The organism is Streptosporangium sp. G11, assembly GCF_051192615.1.
Classification (GTDB): Bacteria; Actinomycetota; Actinomycetes; order Streptosporangiales; family Streptosporangiaceae; genus Streptosporangium.
The window spans coordinates 98,364-120,753 of record NZ_JBPJUQ010000016.1 but is presented as its reverse complement, the minus strand read 5'-3'; the positions used below and the strand labels follow the sequence as shown (position 1 = coordinate 120,753).

The 22,390-nt window shown below is 72.9% G+C and carries 20 protein-coding genes; 14 read left to right on the top strand and 6 right to left on the bottom strand.

Going from position 1 to position 22,390, the window contains the following annotated elements; genetic code table 11:
* The first annotated feature begins 14 nt into the window (after positions 1-14).
* The 4 genes from ACSDR0_RS18115 to plsX all read left to right on the top strand — a co-directional run bounded on the left by ACSDR0_RS18115 (position 15) and on the right by plsX (position 5,510).
* Positions 15-1,613, top strand: a complete 1,599-nt coding sequence (locus ACSDR0_RS18115) for an AMP-binding protein (protein ID WP_435289994.1) — start codon at positions 15-17, stop codon at positions 1,611-1,613.
* A gap of 378 nt (positions 1,614-1,991) precedes the next feature.
* Positions 1,992-3,452, top strand: a complete 1,461-nt coding sequence (gene crtI / locus ACSDR0_RS18110) for a phytoene desaturase family protein (RefSeq protein ID WP_435289993.1) — start codon at positions 1,992-1,994, stop codon at positions 3,450-3,452.
* Entirely contained in the window at positions 3,449-4,348 is a 900-nt protein-coding gene (locus ACSDR0_RS18105) for a phytoene/squalene synthase family protein (RefSeq protein ID WP_435289992.1), read from the top strand. The genes crtI and ACSDR0_RS18105 overlap by 4 nt, the downstream gene beginning before the upstream one ends.
* Before the next feature lie 190 nt (positions 4,349-4,538).
* Positions 4,539-5,510 carry a phosphate acyltransferase PlsX gene (gene plsX / locus ACSDR0_RS18100; protein WP_435289991.1) on the top strand — a complete coding sequence of 324 codons (972 nt, stop codon included), beginning with the start codon at positions 4,539-4,541 and terminating at the stop codon, positions 5,508-5,510.
* A 174-nt stretch (positions 5,511-5,684) separates the two neighbouring features.
* Here the strand turns inward: plsX and ACSDR0_RS18095 are convergent, their stop codons facing one another.
* The gene (locus ACSDR0_RS18095) at positions 5,685-6,395 is read right to left on the bottom strand and encodes a spheroidene monooxygenase (RefSeq protein ID WP_435289990.1); all 711 of its coding nucleotides are present in this window, start codon (positions 6,393-6,395) and stop codon (positions 5,685-5,687) included.
* Between ACSDR0_RS18095 and ACSDR0_RS18090 the strand changes: the two genes are divergently transcribed.
* Positions 6,370-6,966: a glycerol-3-phosphate acyltransferase gene (locus ACSDR0_RS18090; RefSeq protein WP_435289989.1), complete on the top strand. Its 597-nt coding sequence runs from the start codon at positions 6,370-6,372 to the stop codon at positions 6,964-6,966. The genes ACSDR0_RS18095 and ACSDR0_RS18090 overlap by 26 nt on opposite strands.
* On the opposite strand, the gene ACSDR0_RS18085 is transcribed toward ACSDR0_RS18090, so the two are convergent.
* Genes ACSDR0_RS18085 through ACSDR0_RS18075 form a run of 3 tightly spaced genes read right to left on the bottom strand, consistent with a single transcriptional unit; the run spans position 6,917 to position 10,537 of the window.
* Positions 6,917-8,194, bottom strand: coding sequence for a glycosyltransferase family 2 protein (locus ACSDR0_RS18085; protein WP_435289988.1), 1,278 nt, complete (start codon positions 8,192-8,194; stop codon positions 6,917-6,919). The genes ACSDR0_RS18090 and ACSDR0_RS18085 overlap by 50 nt on opposite strands.
* Positions 8,191-9,654: a phytoene desaturase family protein gene (locus tag ACSDR0_RS18080; protein WP_435289987.1), complete on the bottom strand. Its 1,464-nt coding sequence runs from the start codon at positions 9,652-9,654 to the stop codon at positions 8,191-8,193. The genes ACSDR0_RS18085 and ACSDR0_RS18080 overlap by 4 nt, the downstream gene beginning before the upstream one ends.
* Positions 9,655-9,694: 40 nt before the next feature.
* Positions 9,695-10,537 (bottom strand): carotenoid biosynthesis protein, encoded by an 843-nt coding sequence (locus ACSDR0_RS18075; RefSeq protein WP_435289986.1) that lies wholly within the window; start codon positions 10,535-10,537, stop codon positions 9,695-9,697.
* Between the two features lie 257 nt (positions 10,538-10,794).
* Between ACSDR0_RS18075 and ACSDR0_RS18070 the strand changes: the two genes are divergently transcribed.
* The 8 genes from ACSDR0_RS18070 to ACSDR0_RS18035 all read left to right on the top strand — a co-directional run bounded on the left by ACSDR0_RS18070 (position 10,795) and on the right by ACSDR0_RS18035 (position 21,196).
* Positions 10,795-11,352, top strand: coding sequence for a hypothetical protein (locus ACSDR0_RS18070; RefSeq protein WP_435289985.1), 558 nt, complete (start codon positions 10,795-10,797; stop codon positions 11,350-11,352).
* Between the two features lie 417 nt (positions 11,353-11,769).
* The gene (locus tag ACSDR0_RS18065) at positions 11,770-13,323 is read left to right on the top strand and encodes a class I adenylate-forming enzyme family protein (protein WP_435289984.1); all 1,554 of its coding nucleotides are present in this window, start codon (positions 11,770-11,772) and stop codon (positions 13,321-13,323) included.
* A 71-nt stretch (positions 13,324-13,394) separates the two neighbouring features.
* Positions 13,395-14,963: an NAD(P)-binding domain-containing protein gene (locus tag ACSDR0_RS18060; RefSeq protein WP_435289983.1), complete on the top strand. Its 1,569-nt coding sequence runs from the start codon at positions 13,395-13,397 to the stop codon at positions 14,961-14,963.
* 44 nt (positions 14,964-15,007) lie between these two features.
* Entirely contained in the window at positions 15,008-16,132 is a 1,125-nt protein-coding gene (locus ACSDR0_RS18055; RefSeq protein WP_435289982.1) for an alpha-hydroxy acid oxidase, read from the top strand.
* Positions 16,123-17,643 (top strand): cytochrome P450, encoded by a 1,521-nt coding sequence (locus ACSDR0_RS18050; protein WP_435289981.1) that lies wholly within the window; start codon positions 16,123-16,125, stop codon positions 17,641-17,643. The genes ACSDR0_RS18055 and ACSDR0_RS18050 overlap by 10 nt, the downstream gene beginning before the upstream one ends.
* A gap of 29 nt (positions 17,644-17,672) precedes the next feature.
* Positions 17,673-19,013 (top strand): cation:proton antiporter, encoded by a 1,341-nt coding sequence (locus ACSDR0_RS18045; protein ID WP_435289980.1) that lies wholly within the window; start codon positions 17,673-17,675, stop codon positions 19,011-19,013.
* A 141-nt stretch (positions 19,014-19,154) separates the two neighbouring features.
* Positions 19,155-19,844, top strand: a complete 690-nt coding sequence (locus ACSDR0_RS18040) for a response regulator transcription factor (protein WP_435289979.1) — start codon at positions 19,155-19,157, stop codon at positions 19,842-19,844.
* On the top strand, positions 19,841-21,196 hold the full coding sequence (locus ACSDR0_RS18035; RefSeq protein ID WP_435289978.1) for a sensor histidine kinase: 1,356 nt from the start codon (positions 19,841-19,843) through the stop codon (positions 21,194-21,196). Before ACSDR0_RS18040 ends, ACSDR0_RS18035 begins: the two co-directional genes overlap by 4 nt.
* Before the next feature lie 155 nt (positions 21,197-21,351).
* On the opposite strand, the gene ACSDR0_RS18030 is transcribed toward ACSDR0_RS18035, so the two are convergent.
* Positions 21,352-21,462, bottom strand: a complete 111-nt coding sequence (locus ACSDR0_RS18030) for a DUF397 domain-containing protein (RefSeq protein ID WP_435290020.1) — start codon at positions 21,460-21,462, stop codon at positions 21,352-21,354.
* 31 nt (positions 21,463-21,493) lie between these two features.
* On the opposite strand from ACSDR0_RS18030, the gene ACSDR0_RS18025 reads away from it, so the two are divergent.
* Positions 21,494-21,628, top strand: a complete 135-nt coding sequence (locus ACSDR0_RS18025; protein WP_435289977.1) for a hypothetical protein — start codon at positions 21,494-21,496, stop codon at positions 21,626-21,628.
* Positions 21,629-21,664: 36 nt separating this feature from the next.
* On the opposite strand, the gene ACSDR0_RS18020 is transcribed toward ACSDR0_RS18025, so the two are convergent.
* Positions 21,665-22,387 (bottom strand): VOC family protein, encoded by a 723-nt coding sequence (locus ACSDR0_RS18020; protein ID WP_435289976.1) that lies wholly within the window; start codon positions 22,385-22,387, stop codon positions 21,665-21,667.
* Between the last annotated feature and the right edge of the window lie 3 nt (positions 22,388-22,390).

Sequence of the window (22,390 nt, the reverse complement as noted above, 5' to 3'; positions counted from 1 at the left end):
CGGAGGTATCCTCAATGCTGTCCTATTCGTGCGCCGTCTCCGGCGCGTCCCTGCTCGGTGAGACGATCGGCGAGAACTTCGAGCGGACCGTGGCCCGTTTCGGCGACCGGGAGGCCCTGGTCGACGTGCCCGAAGGCCGCCGCTGGACGTACGCCGAGCTGGACGCCGACGTCGACCTGCTGGCCCGCGCCCTGATGGCCCGGGGCGTCGCCAAGGGGGACCGGGTCGGCATCTGGTCCCCGAACCGCGCCGAGTGGGTGATCGTCCAGTACGCCACCGCGAAGATCGGCGCGATCCTGGTCAACGTCAACCCCGCCTACCGGAGCCACGAGCTGGACTACGTCGTCCGCCAGTCCGGCATGCGGCTGCTGGTCAGCGCGGTGAGCCACAAGACGAGCGACTATCGCGCCATGGTCGACGAGATCGGGTTCGCCGACGTCGTCTACATCGGTGAGGACAGCTGGCGGGGGCTGCTGGCCGAGGCCGAGACGGTGCGCCCCGAGCGCCTGCGCGAGCGCATGGCCTCGCTGACCTTCGACGACCCGATCAACATCCAGTACACCTCGGGCACCACCGGCTTCCCCAAGGGCGCGACCCTGTCGCACCACAACATCCTCAACAACGGCTACTTCGTCGGCGAGATGATCCGCTACGACGAGAACGACAGGGTCTGCCTGCCGGTGCCCTTCTACCACTGCTTCGGGATGGTCATGGGCAACCTCGGCGTGACCTCCCACGGGGCCTGCGTCGTCATCCCCGCGCCGGGCTTCGACCCCGCCGCCACCCTGCGGGCCGTCGAGAGCGAGCGCTGCACCTCCCTGTACGGCGTGCCGACCATGTTCATCGCCGAGCTGGCCGAGCTGGCCGGCGGCGGGTACGACCTGTCGAGCCTGCGCACCGGGATCATGGCGGGCTCGCCCTGCCCGGTGGAGATCATGAAGCGGGTGGTCGGCGAGATGAACATGCGCGAGGTGGCCATCTGCTACGGGATGACGGAGACCTCCCCGGTGTCCACGATGACCAGGACCGACGACGACCTGGCCCGCAGGACCGAGACGGTCGGCCGGGCGATGCCGCACATCGAGGTCAAGATCGTCCACCCGGAGAGCGGCCTGACCGTGCCGCGCGGCGAGCCCGGCGAGCTGTGCACCCGCGGCTACTCGGTGATGCTCGGCTACTGGGACGAGCCCGCCAGGACGGCCGAGGCGATCGACACCGCCCGCTGGATGCACACCGGCGACCTGGCGACCATGGACGACGACGGGTACGTCAACGTCGTCGGGCGCATCAAGGACATGGTGATCAGGGGCGGCGAGAACGTCTACCCTCGCGAGCTGGAGGAGTTCCTGCACGGCCATCCGGACATCGACGACGTCCAGGTGATCGGCGTCCCCGACCCCCGGTACGGCGAGGAGCTGATGGCCTGGATCGTCATGCGGCCCGGGGCGGTCCCGCTGACCGCGGAGGCGGTCAGGGAGTTCTGCGCGGGCAGGCTCGCCCACTACAAGATCCCCCGCTACGTCCACCTGGTGGACGGGTTCCCGATGACGGTGACGGGCAAGATCCGCAAGGTCGAGATGCGAGAGGACGCGGTGCGGCTGCTCGGCCTCTGACCCGGTCTCGCGCGTTCTTCATCTGCCTGACCTTTGACCCGGTCTTCCGCGCGTCTTCGCCTGCTCGGCCTCCGACCCGGTCTCGCGCGCGTCTTCGCCGCTTCCTTTGCACCTTCTTGCGTGACGGGTTGATTTACCGGTAGCCACGCCCGGGGATGGGTCGCCCGACGCCATCGGTCATGGGCCGCACGCACGCCGCCGGACGAACGCATCCGAACGCGGTATCGCTCGCGAAGTCCTCCATGGACGCTAAGGAGTGATGCCCATGGCCGCTGTCACGTGTGAGACCGATCGGCCCGGCGAGCGGACGGACCCCCGTACCGGGCGAGGGACGGCCCCGTCGGCCGGTCGCGAAGACCTGGCGGCGAGGAGGAGCGCGTGAGCCAGGTGGTGGTGATCGGCGCCGGTCTCGGCGGACTGGCCGCCGCGGTCCGGCTGGCCGCCGCCGGTCGGGACGTCACGATCGTGGAGGCGAACGACGTGCCGGGCGGCTGCTGCGGTACGGCGACCCTCGGCGGGTACCGCTTCGACACCGGCCCCTCGGTACTGACCATGCCGGAGGTCCTGGCCGACGTCTTCGCCGCCGCCGGGGAGGACATGGAGACCATGCTCCCGCTGCGGCGGCTGGACCCGTACTACCGGCTGCGCTACCACGACGGCTCCCACCTTGACGTGGTGGCCGGACAGGACGCCATGGCCGAGCGGGTGCGCGCGCTGAGCGGTGCCGCGGAGGCCGAGAGGTACCGGCGCTTCCGCGCCAGGCTCGGCGAGCTGTTCGACGCCGAGTGGCCCGCGTTCATCGACCGCGACATGACGAGGCTGCGCGACCTCGCCCGCCCCCGCGTCCTGGCCCGCCTGGCGGCCCTGGGCGGCTTCCGCAGCCTGGACTCCCTCGTCAGGAGCCACCTCACCGACCACCGGCTGGTCAAGGCGCACACCTTCCAGGCCCTGTACGTGGGCCTGCCGCCCCGGCGGGCGCTCGGGATCTACGCGGTCATCGCCCACATGGACACCGTCGGGGGCGTCTTCTTCCCGCGCGAAGGCGGGATGCACGCCATCCCGCTCGCCCTGGCCGCGCTGGCCGAGAAGGCGGGCGCGCGCATCCGGTACGGGGTGCGCGCCGTCAGGGTCGAGGCCGGGTCCTCCGGCGTCTCCGGGGTCAGGCTCGACACCGGGGAACGCCTGGCGGCGGGCAACGTCGTGGTCGCCTGCGACCTGTCCCGCGCCCACACCGGGCTGCTCCCGAAGGGCGCGGGCGACTGGCGGCTCCGCCGCCCCCGCTACTCGCCCTCCTGCCTGGTCGTGCACTTCGGCCTCGACCGGCGCCTGGCCGGGCAGGCGCACCACACCCTGCACTTCGGCGGGGAGTGGGACGCCGCCTTCGCCGCGCTGCGGGCCGGGCGCCCGCAGCCCGACCCGAACCTGCTGGTCACCTATCCCGAGTCCGACACCGGCGCCGCGCCGTCCGGCCACGCCACCCTCACCGTGCTGGAACCGACAGCCAACCTGCGCGGCGGCGCCGACTGGGACCGGCTCACCCCGCGACTGGAGGACCGGCTGCTCGGCAGGCTGGCCGACCTCGGCTACGGCGACCTGTCCTCGGCGCCGAGACTCACCGTCGACCCGCCCGCCTGGGCGCGGCTCGGCCACTCGGCGGGCACCCCGTTCGCCCTGGACCACCGCTTCACCCAGACGGCCTGGTTCCGGCCGGCGGGCGTGGCCAGGCGCGTCCCGGGACTGCACTTCGCCGGCATGTACACCGCGCCGGGGGTGGGGGTGCCCCCCGTGCTGATCTCCGGCCGGCTCGCCGCGGAACGCGTACTGGAGACCCCCCGATGACCCTCACCGCGAGTTACGAACTCTGCCGCAGGCTCAACGCCCGTCATGGCCGCTCCTACTACCTGGCGACCCTGTTGCTGCCCGCCTGGAAGCGCCCGCACGTGCACGCCCTGTACGGCTTCGCACGCTACGCCGACGAGATCGTGGACTCCTTCACCATGACCGGCGACAGGGCGCGGGCGCTCGACGGCCTGGCCGCCCGGCTGGCCGCCACCCTGGCGGGCGAGACCACCGGAGACCCGGTGCTCCCCGCGTTCGCGCAGACCGTGCGCTCCTTCGGCGTCGAGCACGGCGACATCGACGCGTTCCTGTGCTCGATGCGGGCCGACCTGACCGTCACCCGCTACGCCACCTACGACGACCTGCTCGTCTACATGGAGGGCTCGGCCGCGGTGATCGGCACCATGATGCTGCCCGTCCTCGAACCGCTGCCCGGCATGGAGGACAAGGCCCGCGAACCGGCCCGCCAGCTGGGGCTGGCCTTCCAGCTGACCAACTTCCTGCGCGACGTCGCCGAGGACCTGGAACGCGGCCGGGTCTACCTCCCGCTGGAGGACCTGGACAGGTTCGGGGTGAAGACGGCCAACCTGGGGCGCGGCGTCACCACCCCGGCCCTGCGCGAGCTGCTGGCCTTCCAGGCCCGGCGGGCCGGGGACCACTACGCGCGGGCCGAGGAGGGAATCGACATGCTGACGCCCTCCTCCCGGCCGTGCGTCCGCGCGGCCTTCCAGCTGTACGGCGGCATCCTCGACCGGATCGAGGCGGCCCGCTACGACGTTCTCGGGACCAGGGCGGCCGTGCCCCGGCGGCGAAGACTGTCGATCTTCGCACGGCACCTGCTCGCGGCCTCCGCGGCCGACCGCGCCGAGCGCCGCCTGATCGCCGAGATTCCTTGAACCGGCCGGGCGGACGCGTCGCGAGGTCGCCCGCCGTAAGGGCGTCCGTCGCGAGGCCGCCACGGGCGGGGTCGTCCGGTTCGGGGTCGCCCAGTTCAGGGCCGTCCGGTGAGAGGCCGTTCGACGCCGTCGTCGCCGAGGTCGCCGAGGTCGCCGAGGTCGCTGTCGTCGTTGTCGTCAGGAGGGTGTGATGTCGGAGCCTGTGGTCGTCGACGCGATGGGCGGAGATCACGGACCGGTCGAGACGGTCGCCGGGGCGGTGGCGGCCCGGCGCGAGCTGGGGATCCCCGTGGTGCTGGTGGGCAGGGCGGGGGACATCCGTACCGAGCTCGACCGCCACGGCGCCGCCGCCGAGGTCGGCGTGGTGCACGCCGAGGACGTCGTCCCGATGGCCGAGCGGGGCGCGGGAGCGGTCTCCTCCGCCACGACCAGCCTGACGGTCGGCTGTGACCTCGTACGGCGGGGAGCGGCGTCGGCCTTCGTGTCGGCCGGTTCCACGGGCGCGGTCGTCTCGTGCGCCATCCGCGGCATCGGCCGCGCCACGGGGGTCCTGCGGCCCGCCCTGGCCATCGCGCTGCCCTCGGTCACCGGCGGCGCCACCGTGCTGATCGACGCGGGGGCGACCTCCGACCCCACCCCGGAGATGATCGCCCAGTTCGCGCTGCTCGGCGCCTCCTACGCCCAGCTCGTGCTCGGCGTCGCCGACCCGTCGGTGGGCCTGCTGTCGATCGGCTCGGAACCGGGCAAGGGCAACCGGCTGACCCGCAGGGCCGGCGAGCTGCTTCCCGGGCTGCCGTTCCGCTTCCACGGCAACGTGGAGGGCCACGACGTGCTCGCGGGCACCGTCGACGTGATCGCCACCGACGGCTTCACCGGCAACGTGGTGCTCAAGAACGTCGAGGGTTCCGTACGGGCCGCGCTGACGCTGGTGGCTCGTTCGGGGGTCGCCGGGGCCGAGGAGCTGCGGGAGGTGGCCCGCCGCTACGACCCCGAGACCCACGGAGGGGCGGCGCTGCTTGGGCTGAGCGGCACCGTCGTCGTCGCGCACGGCTCCTCGCGGGCGACGACGATCGCGCGCGCCTGCGCGGTGGCGCACGACCTCGCCGAGGGCGGGGTTGTCACCCGCTTCGGGGACCACCTCACCGCGGAGCCCGTCCGTTGAACGGGGGTGGACGGCCGGGCGGCCTCGTGTTCCCGCTCGTGGCGCCCGTACCTCACCGGGGAACCCGCCGGTCGGGCGGGAACGGGCGGCCGGAGGGCCCCGCATCCTCCCGTGCACCCCGCCCGGCGGGCGGGAGCGGAGCCGCGGCCGGGACGCCGGGCGGATCGGGCCAGGTCAGGCCAGGGGGTCGGCGCCGTCCCAGGTGCCCTCGCTGGCGTAGGGGGAGAAGCGGGCGAACAGCTCCTCGGAGTACCAGTTCTCCGCGCGCGTCCTGCCGATCACCCGCCGGTGCGCCCGCCCCCGGTGGGCGAAGTCCCGCACCGCGGCGGCGTCGCGCCACAGCGAGAACGTCCCCTGCCTGGCCAGCGGCCACTCGCCGACGCCGACCGAGGCCAGGCAGCCGTTCTGCTCATTCAGGAGGCGGTCCACCCCGGGGACCGAGCGGTAGAACGCCACCAGGCGGGAGGGCCGGATCGACGCGCGGGTCAGCACGGCGACGGGGCCTCCGGGATCGATCCCGGGCGTGCTCGCGGGGAGGGGGCCGAACGGGGCCGTCCCGTTCCACCTGCCGCGCGAGGTCAGGGGAGTCAGCCGCACCTGCCAGGACTCCCGGGCCTCGCTCCGCCAGCGCGCCGCCACCGGGGAGTCGCTCAGGAAGCGGTCCAGGGCACGCTCGTCGCGCCACACCGCCAGCATGGCCCAGCGGCGAAGGTCCGCGCCCATGCTCGTCGACGCCCCGCGGCCGGAGCCGAGCAGCCGCCAGAACAGCAGCCCCGGCGTGCTTTTCAGCACCGGCCGGTCGAACGCCATGTAGCGCATGGCCCCCAGATCCGCATATCTCGTGAGATGGAAGGAAACGATGGTTCCCCTGCTCGTCTCGATCATCGGCGGCTACCTTCTCGGGTCCGTGCCGGTCGCCGTGCTGGTCGCCCGCGCGCACGGGTTCGACCCCCGCGAGGTCGGCGACCGCAACCCCGGCTTCTGGAACGTCAGGCAGCGGCTCGGCTGGCGGGCCGCCGTGCCGGTCTTCGCGGGTGACACGCTCAAGGGCACGTTCGCGGGGCTGCTCGGCCTGTGGGCCGGCGGCTCGCACCTCACCTGGCCCGTCGGGGTGAGCGGCGACAGCGTGGTGCCGGTGTATCTGGCGGTGGCCGCCGCCATGGCAGGGCACGCCTGGCCGGTCTTCGCCGGGTTCAGGGGCGGCCGGTCGATTCTCGCCTTCGTGGGCGGCTTCGCCGTCATCTGCCCGCCGGGTTTCCTGCTCGGCGTGGCCGCCCTGGTCGCGGTCGCCGTGGTGACGCGGTCCTTCGCGATCGGGGCGCGCGTCGGTGTCTTCGGCATCCCGCTGTTCCACCTGCTCTTCGCGCCGGTCGCGTACGTGGCGGGGACCGGCCTGCTCATGTGCCTCATCGGGCTGCGCTTCGGTCAGGCGGCTCGTGCCACCCGCCCGTCGTGACCGGGCCTGACCGCGCGTTCGCCGCGCTCCGGCCGGGGTCCGTGTCCTTCGTGACGGGTTCTGGCCGCGTGTTCGCCGCGTCCCGGCTTGACCGGCCGCCCGTCGTGACCCGGCCCGGTCGCGCGCCCGTGGCGATCGGGCCGGGCCGGGGGGTCGTGGTGGCCGCCGGGTAGGTGCGGCCCCGCCAGTCGCGCACCGGGCGCAGCGTGGCCCGCGTCAGCCGCAGGGCCGCCAGCGGGTCCAGCAGCGGGGAGAGCAGCACGCCGGGCCCCGGCCGCGTGTAGCTGCCGCGCAGCGCGCCGGCCAGCAGCAGCCGTACGGCCAGCAGGACCAGGTCGAGCCGGGTGGGACGGCCGGTCGCCAGCCGCAGCACCGGCAGCGCGGCGGCCAGCCAGACCACGGCCAGGTCGGCGGCCTGCCAGCCCGGCCCGGTGACGTCGCGCAGCGACAGCGACCGCCCCCACTCCCGCCACACCCCGGCGGCCGAATCGTGCATGTCGACCTCCAGCAGGCCACCGGAGTCCAGGAACCCCACGGCCCATCCGTCCGCCGCCAGGGTCCTGGCCAGCGCCACGTCGTCGGCCATGTGCCCGCGTACCCGCGCGTACCCGCGGGCGTTCAGCATCGCCGCGCGGCGGAAGGCCGTGCACTGGCCGTTGGCCATCGTGCGGTGCGGGGCCGGGAGGGTGGCCGGTCCGATCGGGCCGAAGCGGTAGACCAGCGTCGCCAGGAACGAGGCGTGCAGCGCCTGCTCGGCCGTCCCCCCGCACACGAACCTGGGTCCCGCGCTCACCAGGTCGTATTCCCCCAGGGTCGCCGCGAGCGCGCCGAACAGCCCCGGTGCGGGCCGGGCGTCCGCGTCCAGGGTCACCACGACGTCGCCCCCCGCGGCCTCGACCCCCTGCTTCAGTGCCCACTGCTTGCCCACCCAGCCCTCGGGGAGCGGCGTCCCGGGGACGACCTTCGCGCCGAGCCCGGACGCCAGCCGCGCCGTGCCGTCGCGCGACTCGTCGTCGACGACGATGACCTCCGCGACGTCCGGATCGGCGAGCACCGCCGACAGGCACGGGCCGATGCGGGCCTCCTCGTCGCGGGCGGGGATCACCACCGAGACGCGCGGCGGCGCCGTCCCGACGGGTGCCAGCGCGGGCAGGCGGTTCCGTCCCCGGGCCAGCCGCACCGCCACGGCCAGCGCGGCGGCGGCCTGCAGAGCGGTCAGGAGTCTCATCGCCACGCCTTCGCGGCCGATCGGGGGGAACCCGCGGGGAAGTCCTCCCGTACGAGCGAGGCGACGATGCGGGCGCCCATCGCGACCAGCGGCAGCCCGCCGCCGGGATGCGCCGAGCCGCCCACCAGGTACAGGCCGTGCCGGGGACCCCGGTTGCCGGGGCGGCGGAAGGGCGCGAGCCTGCTCGAATAGGCGCCGCCGTAGATCGAGCCGCCCCACGCGCCGTAGCGGTCACGCAGGTCGGCGGGGGTGAACAGGTCCACGAAGCGCAGCCGTCCCGACAGGTCGTGGCCCCTGGAGGCCAGGCGTTCGAGCACCAGGTCCCGGTACGCCTCGGGGGACATCGGCCACCGGCCGGGGTCGCGGGCCGGGACGTTGACCAGCATGACCCAGTTCTCCGTGCCCGGCGGAGCCTGCGACGGGTCATCCACGACCGAGCGGCCGATGTAGACGGTCGGGTCCTCCGGCGGCCTGCGCCGGAGGAAGATGTCGCCGAACTCCCGCTCGTAGTCGCCGGAGAAGACGATCGAGTGGTGCGCCAGTCCCTCGGTCCTGCCCTCCACCCCGGCCAGCAGCAGGAACGCCGAGGAGGAGGTGCCGAGCCCGGCGATGCGCCGCAGCCGCCGCCGGTCGGGCAGCAGCCGCCCGTACAGCGCCGCCGCGTCGGTGTTGGCGACCACGACGTCGGCGCGCTCGCGCTCCCCCGAGGCCAGCCGCACCCCCTTGACCCGATCGCCGTCGGCGAGCACCTGGTCCACCTCCGCGCCCAGGACGACCTCGACCCCCGCCTTCTCCAGCATGAGGGCCAGGGCGCCGGCGATGCGGGGAAGCCCTCCCGGGACGTACCAGCCGCCCTCGCCGTGCTCGATCGCCGGGACGCACCCCAGCGCGGCCGGGGCGCGGTACGGGCTGGAGCCCGCGTAGGTCGCGTAGCGGCCGACGTACTGGCGCAGGCGCGGGTCGGTGAAGAAGCGGCGGGCCAGGCCGTCGAGGGTCCGGGCCGGAGCCACCGCCAGCAGGTCCGACAGGCGGGCCTCGGCGGGCGGCCGGGTGAGCGGGCCGGTGAAGAAGGTGCGGCGCGACGCGTCGAAGCAGCCCCGCGCCCAGTCGTGGAAGGCCAGCCAGGCGCGGCCCTGGCCGGGAGCGAGCCGGTCGACCTCGGCGGCCATCCGCGCCGGGTCGCGGTACGCCGCCAGCGTCGAGCCGTCGGCGAAGCGGTAGCGGCACAGCTCGTCGAGCTCCACGAGGTCCAGCTTCAGCCCGAGGTCGGTGAAGACGCCGGGCAGGGTCAGCAGGGAGGGGCCGATGGAGAAGGTGAAGCCGTCCCTGGTGTGCTCGGCGAGCTTGCCGCCCAGCCGGTGGAGCCGCTCGTACAGGCGCACCCGATGCCCCTGCCCGGCCAGCAGCAGCGCGGAGACCATGCCCCCGACGCCGCCGCCTATCACCGTCACCTCCGGCATCCGCGTCCCCTTCCGGCTCCGGTGGGTGAGATCGTCGCCATCACGCTCGGCCCGCCTCGGGAACAGGTCGTCTCCGGCGTCCGCGCCTCCAGGCGAGCAGGGTGAACAGTCCCATCGAGAGCCCTCCGGTCGTGGCCACCAGCGGGTCCGGCGGGACGAAGACGGCCGCGAAGCCGATGGTCTCCATGACCGCCATCACCGTGTAGATCGATACCAGTCCGGCGCTCCACGCCGCCGGCTCGGCCAGCAGGTGTTCCAACAGGGCCATGACCAGCAGGGAGACGACGAGCCAGCCCGCGAAGTTGCCGAGGGGAACGCCCCGGTAGGGGCCGGGGTCGTGCCAGGCCCACAGGCCCAGCCGGATCATCTGCGGGTCCAGGAACAGGTCCCAGGCGGTGAGGGCCAGCGCCCCCGTGACGATCCGCGCCGCCCGGCCTCCCGGCGCGACGGCGGCGGCCACCGCGTGGGCCGCCAGCCCCATGCCGCCCCACGCCAGCGCCACGATCACCGGCACCCCGCCGGGCGCGGGCTGGAGGACGCCGGTGTAGTGGTAGTCGCCGAACGGCAGGCCCGTCCTGATCCCGATCCACTCGGCGGCGTACCCGGTCGCGACCACGGCCGTGAACGCCGCGACGGCCCTGGCGGGGGAGTGGGTCACAGAGGCGAAGGCCAGCGCGCTCGCCGCCAGCAGCAGGACGACCACGCCGGTCAGCGTGATCGGCCGGGGCTGCAGTCCCGAGACGACCTGCGCGACGACCATCGCGGCCAGCAGCGCCGCACCGAGCACGCTCGCCGCGCGTGCCCGCGGCTTCACGGGCGAGGGCCGCTCCCGCACCGCGCCGCGCCCGGGTCGTCCGCCGCTCACCTCATGGCTGTGCCCCATGGACGGTCATTCGATCGGCCGGGCACGGTCAGATTCACTTTGAGGTCACGATCTCCGGCGAGTCCGGGCCGGCGCGGACGATGTTCCCCGGATCCCGCCCCGACGGGCGGGTCCCCGGCCCGTCCCGGGCGCTCGTACGCCACACGCGCCGACGTGACGTGCAACCACCCTGCAAGGGCCGCGCATGCCCGGTGCCGTACTAATTCCTCACCACCTCGGGCATCCGTTTCCCGTACCGGTCGAAAGGACCACCCGGCATGCGCACGACACAATCCACGACCTCCGAGTGGATCGACCACGGGATGTTCCGCGGCCTCGGGCGCGGTCCCGGCTCGTGGGCGTGGGTTCTCGCCGGGGCCCCGATCGCGCTGGTGCTGGTGCTGATGGTGGTGTTCTCCGTGGGGAACCTCGCGGGGGCGCCCGAGCAGACCGTCTTCCCCGGGGTCCGCAGCCTCTCCGTGGACACCGACCACGGGGATGTGGAGATCGTCGGCGCCGACGTCACCGATGTCCGCGTGACGCGCCGCCACCACGGGGACGCCCCGCGCAGCGAGTCGTCGGGAGGCGGGTCCCTCACCGTCGGCCTCCTGTGCGACGAGGGATTCATCTGCACGACGATCCGTGACACCCCGCGGGACCGTACCGACTACACCTTCGTCGTCCCGGCCGGCATCGACGTCACCGTCCACAGCCGCAACGGCGACGTCGTCCTGCGCGGGCTCACCGGGAAGGTCGTCACCCGTCCGGGCAACGGCTCGATCATCCGTCAGGACGCCCAGGACGCCCAGGACGCCCAGGACGCCCAGGACGGCTAGGACGCCCAGGACGCCCAGGACGCCCAGGACGGCTAGGGCCTTCACGGACTTCGGATCTTCAAACGGGTCGGAAGGCCCGGCTTCACACGATGGCCTCGCACGGACAAGGGCGCGGGTAGCTCGCGGTGCCGGGTGCTCACCTGTCGGCCGTGCCCCATGGACGCGACAGCCGGTGTCGGCCGTGCCCCATGGACGCGACAGCCGGCCGGGCGGGATCTCTGATGATTCTCTGATCTGCGCTGTCTAGCTTCGTCGTGAGCGACATGCCGGTCATGCGATGGCGTGCCACTTCAGAAGAGTCCAAAGGCCGCCTCAGGGACCCGAAAGGGTCCAGAAAACGCCTCGGAAGAGACCCCGAAGAGATCCGGTAACCGCGAAGACGCCGCGGTGACCCGCGTGAGATCAGAGGAGCCGACCATGAGTGGTCCCGCCGAGCCCCCGTTCCCGCACTCCTTTCTCGAAGCGCTGCGGAGCTCGCCCGGCGACCCGGCCTTCGAGCAGGGGGACAGGATCGTCTCGCGAGGTGAGCTGCTGGAGATGATCCGGAGGCTGGCGGGGGCGATGTTCGATGCCGGGCTGGGCCCCGGCCGGGCCGTCGCCGTCCGCACGGCCGTCTCCCCCGAGGCGTTAGCCGCCCACATCGCCGCCCACGCGCTGGGCTGCCGGGTCGTGGGCGTCCGGCCCGGCTACCCGGCGGGGCATCTCGCCCACGTGCTCGGGATGAAGGTCGACGCCCTCCTCGTCGACCGGTCCACCGTGACGCCGGAACTGCTCCGGGCCGTCGGATCCGTCACGCTGCTGTCGCTCGGGCCGTGTCCCTCGCCGGTGCCGATGATCGACCTGCTCGCCGGCACCGGCGAGGGGCGGCCCCTCGTCGTCGCGGCCCGTCCGGACGACGTGGCCGCCCTGAGCTTCACCAGCGGCAGCACCGGCCGCCCCAAAGGCTGTGCGATCACCTATCGCGCGCTCGGCGAGCATTGGTCGTGGCAGCCCCGCCTGTGGTCCCCGGTTACGGAGGAGCTCGCCGCGGGTTTCGGGCGCTACCTGCTGTTCGGCACCCTGGCGAGCATGGTGATCATGGATTTCCTGGGGCTGTGCCTGCTGGGCGGCGGCACCGCGGTGATCCCCGAGGAGGACGGGCGGCCCCTGTTCCCGTACGCGATCGAGCGCCACCGGATCACCGGCTCCATCGTGACCGTGCCGCGGTTGTGTCAGATGCTCGACCTGCTCCGGAACGAGCCGGTCGACGTCGGCTGCCTGCGCGCGCTGATGGTCTCCGGGTCGCCGCTCGGCCCGGGGCGTCTGGCGGAGGCCGTGAACCGGCTCGGTCCCGTGGTCTACCAGGGGTACGGGCAGACCGAGGGGGGCCTGATCTCGGTGCTCACCCCCGGGGACATCGCCGCGTTCCCGGACGACGCCCTGCCCTCGGTCGGCCGGCCGTGCTCGGGCGTCGAGATCAGCGTGCGCGACGAGGAGGGCCGCGAGGTGGCCGCGGGGGACACCGGTGAGATCTATGTGCGCAGCCCGTACCTGATGTCGGGCTACTGGGGGAATCCGGAGGAGACCCGCGACACCCTGCGGGACGGCCGGTTGCGTACCCGGGATCTCGGCCACCTGGACGAGAAGGGTTTCCTGCACCTTGTCGGCCGCACCCGCGACGTGATCATCGTCAACGCGATAGTGGTGTACGCGGGGGCCGTCGAGCGGGTGCTGAGCGGTCACCCCGACGTCGCCGAGGCGTACGTGGCCGGGGCACCGGACGAGCTGACGGGAGAGGCCGTCCACGCGTTCATCGTGCCGGCCGAGGGCGCGGTCCCGGACCGCGACGCGCTGGCCGCGCTGGTGGGCGTCGAACTCGGCGAGGGCAGCGTCCCCTGGACGATCACGGTGCTGCCCTCCGTCCCGGTCACCGCGAGCGGCAAACCCGACAAGCGCGCGCTGCTGGACATGCTCGACCCGCGGGCTCTCTGATCGTTCTCTGAGAATTCCCCGCCAACACTGGGGACGTCCGTTCGACCGGATCGCTGTGACGGAGGTTGTACGTGCCGGACAACGCCCTGGACTACGTGGTGATCGGTGCCGGCCCCGCGGGGCTGCAGCTGGGGTACTTCCTCGGCAAGGCGGGACGGAGCTACCTGATCCTGGAGGCGGGCCCCGCGCCGGGCACCTTCTTCCGGACCTTCCCGCGCCACCGCCGGCTCATCTCGATCAACAAGAGGTACACCGGGTCGGACGACCCGGAGCTCAACCTCCGGATGGACTGGAACTCGCTGCTGTCGGACGATCCCGGCCTGCTGTTCACCCGCTACAGCGACCGCTACTTCCCCGAAGCCGACGACATGGTCCGCTATCTCGCCGACTTCGCCGCGGCCTGCGACCTGCGCGTCGCCTACGACGCCCGCGTCTCCCGGGTCACCCGCGCCTTGGGCACGGGCCACTTCCTGGTGACCGACGAACGCGGCCGGACCCACGAGGCCAGGCGGGTGGTCGTCGCGACCGGGGTCAGCCGGTCCAACATCCCGCCGATACCGGGCATCGAGACGGCCGAACCCTACGGCACCGTCTCCACCGACCCGTCCGAATACGTGAACCAGCGGGTGCTCGTCATCGGCAAGGGCAACTCGGCGTTCGAGACGGCCGACAGCCTGGTCGAGACGGCCGCGGTGATCCACGTCGCCGGGCCGAACTCCATCCGGCTGGCGTGGCGCACCCACTTCGTCGGGCACCTGCGCGCGGTCAACAACAACTTCCTCGACACCTACCAGCTCAAGTCCCAGAACGCGGTGCTGGACGGCGACGTCAAGCGGATCGAGCGCCAGGCCGACGGCTCCTACCTGGTGACGGTGAGCTTCGTCCGCGCCGACGAGGTCACCAAGGACATCCCGTACGACAGGGTCATCGTCTGCGCCGGCTTCCGGATCGACGCCTCGATCTTCTCCGATGAGTGCCGCCCGGATCTGATGATCCGCGACAGATTCCCCGCGCTCACCCCCGCCTACGAGTCGGTCAACGTGCCCGATCTCTACTTCGCCGGGACCCTGACGCAGTCCCGTGACTTCAAGCGCGGCACCAGCGGGTTCATCCACGGCTTCCGGTACGGCACCCGGGCGCTGCACCGCATCCTGGAGAACAGGTACCACGGTGCCGGGTGGCCCGGCCACGAGCTCCCGGCCGATCCGGAGACGCTCGCGGCGGCGGTGCTCGAACGGGTCAACCGCAGTTCGGCGCTGTGGCAGCAGTTCGGGTTGCTGGGCGACGTCGTCGTCCTCGACGGCCGCGGCGGGGCGCGCTATCTGGAGGAGCTGCCGGTCGACCTGGAGGGACCGCCGATCGGCGACGGCGGCCACTTCACGATCACGTTGGAGTACGGGCCGGAGCACGACAAGGTCGATCCGTTCGACATCGGGGTGGGCCGGATCCGGCAGAACGACGCCGAGCGCGCCGCCGAGGGCCACTACCTGCACCCCGTGGTGCGGCACCACCGGGCCGGCGCGCCGCCGGCCGTCCACCACGTCACCGAGAACCTGGAGAACGAGTGGACCTCCCCGGAGACCCACGTCGAACCGCTCCGCGCGTTCTTCGCCCGCCAGGTCGCCTCGGTCCCGGCGTGACGGACGCGAGGACGCCGCAGGTGGAGGGTGAGCGCTTCCCGCGCGTGACAAACACGAGGACGCCGCAGGCGGCCGGTGAGCGCTTCCCACGCGTGGCGGACGCGAGGGCACGGGCGGCCCCGGCGGCCCCGCGGACCCCGCGCGAGTTCGAGGCCGCGGCCCGCGCGCGCCTCGCCCCGGAGCACTACGACTACTTCGCCGGCGGGGCCGGGGACGAGGTCACCGTACGGGCCAACGAGGCCGCGTTCGAGAGGCTCTCCCTGCTGCCGCGGGTGCTACGCGGCGCGGGGAGACCCCGGACCGACGTCACCCTGCCGGGCGGCCGGGCGGCCATGCCCGTGCTGGTGGCGCCGACCGCGTTCCACCGGCTCGCCCATCCCGAGGGCGAGCGGGCCACCGCGCGGGCGGCGGCCGCCGCCGGGACGATCATGATCGTGAGCATGGCCTCCACCGTCGCCGTCGGGGACGTGGCCGCGGCGGCGCCCGGGGCCACCCTGTGGTTCCAGCTCTACGTCCAGCCGGACATGGCCTTCACCGAGACGCTCGTGCGGCGCGCCGAGGCGGCCGGGTGCCGGGCGCTGGTCGTCACGGTGGACTCACCGGCCCGGGGCCTGCGGGACCGGGAGCGGCACCACGGCCTTCAGGACCTGCCCGAGGGGATGGCCTGCGAGAACCTGCGCGACGGCGAGCGGGTACGGCCGATCGTCATGTCGCCGGAGATCTCCTGGGAGCACATCGACCTGCTCCGGGAGATGACGGCGCTCCCGATCGTCCTCAAGGGTGTCGCGCATCCCGCCGACGCGCGCCTGGCGCTCGGTCACGGCGTCTCGGGGCTGCTGGTGTCCAACCACGGCGGCCGCCAGCTCGACACGGTCCCGGCCGCCGTCGAGCTGCTGCCGGAGATCGTGGCCGCCGTCGGCGGGGCCGTCCCGGTGCTGATGGACGGAGGCGTCCGGCGCGGCACCGACGTCCTGAAGGCGATGGCGCTGGGCGCCGGCGCGGTCGCGGTCGGCCGCCCGGTGATCTGGGGTCTGGCCGCGGACGGCGAGCGCGGCGTGACCCGCGTGCTCGACCTGCTCCGCTCGGAGATCGAGCACGCGCTCACCCTGTGCGGCTGCGCGTCGGTCCACGACCTCGATCCGGGCATGGTGCGACGGTCATGCCGGTGACCGCTCCGGTCAGGGCGGTGGCGGTGGCGGTCGCCGCCGCCACCGTGCTGAGCCTGCCCCGATGGCTCCCCGCCAGGATCGTGGCGTTGCGGACGTGGGTCTTCGCCCGGGTCAACGGGGAGGAGGGGATCACCGTTCCCGGAGACCTGGTCGGCGTCGAGAGGTTCAGGGAGATCTACTCCCACCCGGCGGCCGGCGGCCGGAGCAGGGGGGCCGCGCTGTCGGACCTGTTCTGGTACTGGTTGTCGCCCGGCGCCGAGATGCACCAGGAACACATCGAGGCGGGAGAGCGGTACGAGGCGGTCGCCCGCGCCACGCGCGGCTTCCTCTCCGTGCCGCGCGTGGAGGCCGAGGAGCTCACCCGCCGCTGTGTCGCCCGGACGCTGCGGGACGCGGGGGGACTGGTCCGGCTGCGCGACCTGATGATGCCGGTCTGGGCGGAGTTCTACTACGAACTCGTCTTCGGCGAGCCGTGCCCGCCGGTGGCGCGTGACCTGATCGTGGGCAACGCGGACGACGTCGTGACCGCGCTCAAGTGCTGCGGGCTGCGGCACATGGACCGGCGCGACCGGCTGACCCGGCATCTCACCGGTCTGCTGCCCAAGGTGCGAGACCGGCTCCCGGCGGGGTTGTCCGCCCGGGAGCAGGCCCTCTATCTGCAGGGAGCCTTCTTCAACACCGCGGTCGTCCAGATGTCGGAGGCCATGGCCCACCTGCTGATGGTCCTCGCCCAGCACCCGGACGCCCAGGCCGGGGTGCTCGCGGGCGACGAGCGTCACCTCGACCGCGTCATCTCCGAGACGCTGCGGCTCTACCCGCTCTTCGGTGTCGCCCACCGCGTCACCACCGGCGACATCCCCCTCGACGAGCGCACGACGATCCCGGCCGGCTCGGTACTGTGCTTCGACTATCCCGCCTTCCACCGCGAGGGCTTCCCCGACCCCGGCCGTTTCGATCCCGGCCGTTTCGTCGCGCACCGCTCGCACTCGGACCACTCGCATCTGGACCGTTCGGCTCAGGTCCGTCCGGAGCCGGACCGCTCGGGCCGGGGCGATCTCGGCCAGGACGGTTCCGCCTCGGACCGCCCGTCCCCCGGCTGTCCGGCCTCCGGCCGTCCCCACCCGGGCCGGCCCGCGGTCCGGGAGCTCAACCACATCCCGTTCGGCGTCGCCGCCAACCGCCCCTGCCCCGCCTGGCGGCTGGCGCCGATCACCATGCGGATCGCGGCGCGGGAGGTCCTGCGCGCGTACGCCCTCGACTCCTCCGCCTCCCACACCCGGTCGATGCCCAACCGGGGGCCGTGCCTGCTCGTTCCGCGGGGTGCCCCCGAGAGGGCGGCCCATCGGGCGACGCTGCGGTTCATGCGGTTCCGCGACCGCTGGGAGGACGTCTGGCGCAGCCTCGTACAGCTCGTCCTCGGCACCTACATGGTCTGGGACGCGCGCAGGCAGCGGCTGTGTGAGCGCCACTTCGCGGAGGCCGACCGTTCGGCCGCCGCGGAGAGCAGATGATCGTCCGGCCCACGAGCGGAGAAACGGTTATGCCCACCCTGGCACAGGTCACCGCCGGTGACCCGAACCTCCAACTGATCCTCAAGGTCCTGCCCGCCCTGGTCGTCATCCTGCTGGCCGCGGCGATATGCGGCCGGCTGGCGATCATGCTGATGCAACCGCGCGTCCTGGGTGAGATGGTCGCCGGCGTCCTCCTCGGCCCGACGCTGTTCGGCCAGTTGTTCCCCGAGGCCCAGGCCGCCGTGTTCCCCGCCGAGGTCAGGCCGGTCCTGTACGTGCTGAGCACCATCGGGTTGACGCTGTACATGTTCCTGGTCGGTGCCGGGCTGGACCACAGTGCGGAGACGCCCGGTCAGGGCCGCCGGGCGGCGACACTGGCGGTCTCCGGCATCGTCCCCTCTCTGCTCCTTGGCTCCTGCGCCGGTCTGCTCCTGTGGGAGATGCTCTCGCGCCCCGACGTCAGCCGGTGGGAGTTCGCCCTGTTCGTCGGGGGAGCGCTGTCGCTGACCGCGTTCCCCATGCTGGCCAGGATCCTGTACGAGCGGGGGCTGGAGAACTCCCCCCTCGGTAAGCTGACCCTGGTGGCGGCCGCCATCGACGACGCCCTCGCCTGGTGCCTCCTCGCCGTGCTGTCGGCGATGCACCTCGACGCGGGTCCCGGTGACGCGGTGCGCACCATCGCCCTGACGGTGCTGTTCGCGGTGGTGGTGCTGAAGGTGGTCGCGCCGCTGCTGCGGCCCCTGGGCGAGAGCGTCGCGCGGACCGGCCGGATCGGCCCCGGCGCCATGTACGTCGTCGTCCTCGTTCCCCTCACGGCGGGCTGGCTCACCGACTGGATCGGGGTCTACGCGGTCTTCGGCGGCTTTCTCGCCGGGCTGGCGATGCCCCGCGACCCGGTGTTCCGCCAGGCGCTGCACGGCCGCATGATGGACGTCGTATCGACACTGCTGCTGCCGGTCTTCTTCACCTTCTCGGGGCTGAACACCCACCTCGACGGCATCACCGGGGGGCCCATGCTCCTGGCGTTCGTCGCGATCCTGGCCGCGGGTTTCTGCGGGAAGTACTTCGGCTGCTCGCTGTCGATGAGGGCTCTGGGATTCGGCTGGCGCGAGTCCTACGCGGTGGGGGCGCTCATGAACGCGCGGGGGCTGATGATCCTCATCTTCATCAACATCGGCCTGGCGCAGGGCATGATCACGCAGGAACTCTTCGCCATCCTCGTGCTGGTGGCCATCATCACCACCGCGGGAGCCCTGCCACTGTACAAACTGGCGCTGCCGGAGCGTCACGAACGGGTCTACGGATCCGAGCCCGCCGGCCCGGACGCACGCCCCCTGGCGGAACAGGCCGGAAAATCCCATTCCTCGTGACCGCTCGAACACGTCGAATGCCCTGAACGCAGCGCGAATATCGTTTCGTGATCTGCCGAGTACGCTGCGGGCATTGCTGTGTAACTTTCAAGTATTCGGGGAACTCTGGTAATTCGGTGGGAGGAATGCCACGGTTGCTTCGTGGCTGTGACATCGGGGACATCCGGCCCGCTCGCTCGTCGGCTGCTCCTCGTCGAGGACGACCTTGAGCTCGGGTACATGCTGGTCGAGTTGTTCACCGAGCAGGGATACACGGTCGACCTGGCCCCGGAGGGACAGCGCGGCCTGCACCTGGGGCTGAGCCGCCCGTACGACGTGATGATCGTCGACCGGGGTCTCCCGGCGGTCGACGGCATCGAGTTGCTGACACGGCTGCGCCGGCGGGCCGTCACCGTGCCGGTGCTCATGCTGACCGCTTTCGGCACGGTCGCCGACCGGGTCACCGGGCTCGACGCGGGCGCCGAGGACTATCTGGTCAAACCGTTCGAGATCGACGAGCTGCTGGCCAGGGTGCGGGCGCTGCACCGCAGGAACCTCGACCACGCCAGGCTGCTGCCGCTCGGCGCGGGCTGGCTGGACTCCGATTCCCACACCGTGGGACTGCCGACCGGTGAGCAGGTGACGCTCTCGGGGCAGGAGTGCCGGCTGCTGCGCGCGCTGGCGATCCGGCCGCGGCAGGTGCACACGCGCGCCTCGCTGCGCCAGCGCGTCTTCGACGGCGCCCGGACGGAGTCGATCGTGGACACCTATGTTTACTACCTGCGCAACAAGCTGGGGGCGGACGTCGTACGCACCGTGCGGGGTGTGGGATACCGCCTGGGCGGGCTGTGAGGAGGCGTCCGCCCCACGAGCCGGAGCGGCACCTGCTGGTCCGGGCCCGCCGCCGGATCACCGCGCAGGTGGCGGGCGCCATCTCCGTGATGCTCGCGCTCGTCGGGGTGATGGTCTACTGCGTCATCACCGGCGACCAGGACGCCTCCGCGCGGCGCGACCTGGCCGTCGCGGCCCAGCACGCGCTCCTCTCGCGGCCCCCGCCCTGCGTCTGGCTGTTCGAACTGCGGGACGGCGCCGTGCTGAGCTCTCCCGGCGCACCGGCGGTGCTGCCGGTGCGCGCCGCGCTGCACCGGGCCGCCGCCGGACGCGAGCCCCGGGTCGGCCGGATCGAGATCGCCGGGCAGTCCTATCTCGTACGCACCCAGTGGCGTGGTGGCGTGGTGGTCCAGGCGGCGATGGACCTGCGCTACCAGGCCGCGGAGCGGCACCGGTTGCTGCGCACGCTCGCCACCGCGGAGGTCGCCGGTCTGATGGCCGCGCTGATGATCGGTCAGATCGTCGCCCGAAGGGCGATCGCGCCGCTGGGCGAGGCCCTGGTACGCCAGCGCCGGTTCGCCGCGGACGTCAGCCACGAGCTGCGCTCCCCGCTGACCCGCCTGTACATCCGCGCCCAGATCGTCGCCCGCGGGTTGCGGCGGGGGAACGACCCGCTTCTCGTCGCGGCCGAGGTCGACCTGCTGGTGAACGGCGCCCGGCAGCTGGGCGACGTGGTCGAGGATCTGCTGCTGTCGGCCCAGTTCGGTCAGCTGCGCCGGCCGTTCGGCCCGGTCGACCTCGCCGCGCTGGCCGAGGAGCTCGCCCTGGCCGAGGAGGCCCGCGCCGAGGCGCACGGTGTGACGATCGAGGTACGGCGCCAGGGGCCGGGCGGCCACGTCGTGCGCGGGGCGCAGTCCGCGCTGCGCAGGGTGATCTCCGCCCTCCTCGACAACGCGCTCACCCACACCAGTGTGGGCGGCCACATCTGGGTGGTCCTCTCCAGCGGCCCGGAGACGGTCCGGCTCGACGTCCGCGACGACGGCGTGGGTCTCGACCCCCGCGACGCCGAACGCCTCTTCACCCGGTTCGTCGGCGGGTCCCACAGCGGGGGGCTGGGTCTCGGTCTCGCCCTCGTCCGCGAGGTGGTGGACGGCCACGGCGGGACCGTCACCGCGGGCGGGCGCCCGGGAGCCGGGGCGGTGTTCACCGTCCGGCTCCCCGCGGACCCCGCCGGAGCGGCGCCCCCGTACCTCCCGGAGCCCGCGGCACCCCCGGCCACGCCGCCGGAGGACCCGGACGGCGGACCCCACCTGGAGGGCCGAGGCGCGCCCGGCCTGCCGGGAGCCCGATCCAGTCCCGGGCCGGCGCCGTGACCCCCGTACCGGTCCCCGGAACCGGCTGTTTCCGGGAGAGACGTGGCTGGGCGAGGCCCGTCCCGATGGTGTCCGGACGGATCGCGCCACGGGTTGCCACGGGATCGCCGCGGGGCCGGACGGTGCGGGGAGCGGATGCTCCCTGAGGCACGACCTCAGCCGATGTCGAACCTGCTGGCCTTCACGCCGGTGACGAAGGCGTTCCACCCGGCTGGGGCGAAGAGGAGCTCGGGGCCTTCGGGGTCCTTACCGGGGGAGCGGTGGATACCGCGCGAACCGAGAAGTGTCGCGCCGGACGTGGCGGCGAAGGTGGAGTCGTTCTATCTCGCGACCCGGCACAAGCGGGCCGTTCCGGTCACCCCGCTCGACGACTGGTGGCGGGCCACGGGCGCGTCCTCCGTGGCGTCCCACCGGCCGTGGAAGAAGGGGTGATGGCCTCCCCGTCGCCGCCCTCGGGTTCCGGTCACGCTAACGGGGGGTCAGCACACAGAACTCGTTGCCGTCGGGATCGGCCATGGTCACCTGACCGGCCTCGTGCCGGCCGATGTCGATTCGCGTCGCTCCGAGGGAGACGAGACGGTCGACCTCCGCCTGCTGATCGCCGTGCGCGGGGGGAGCGAGGTCGAAGTGCAGCCTGTTCTTCCCGGTCTTCTGCGCCACCGGCGGACCGCCCCACGTGATCTTCGGGCCGCCGTGCGGCGAGCGGATGGCGGTCTCCTGGTCCTGGTCCCAGACCAACGGCCAGCCCAGCGCCTCGCTCCAGAAGTATCCGACCTCCTGCGAACCGTCGCTCGCGAGCGCTCCGATGAATCCGCAGTCAGCGAGGAATTTGTTGTCCGGCTCGATGACGCAGAACTCGTTGCCTTCGGGGTCGGCGAGCACCACGTGACGCTCCTCCGGCAGTTGCCCGATGTCGATGTGCCGCGCACCGAGCTCGAGCGCCCTCGCCACCGTCCGCTGCTGGTCATCGAGGGACGTGCTCGTCAGATCGAAGTGCGTCTGGTTCGGGCCGGTCTTCTTCTCCTGGCTCGGAAGACATCGGATCCGGAACCCGGTGTCGTCGCTCGGCAGGAGAGCGATGCCGTCATGGGGATCGTCGACCATCTCCCAGCCCAGGACTCCCGCCCAGAAGCGCGCGAGACGGAGGGGGTCGTTCGCGTCGAAGCAGAGCGCGACGAGCCGAGAAGTCATCCC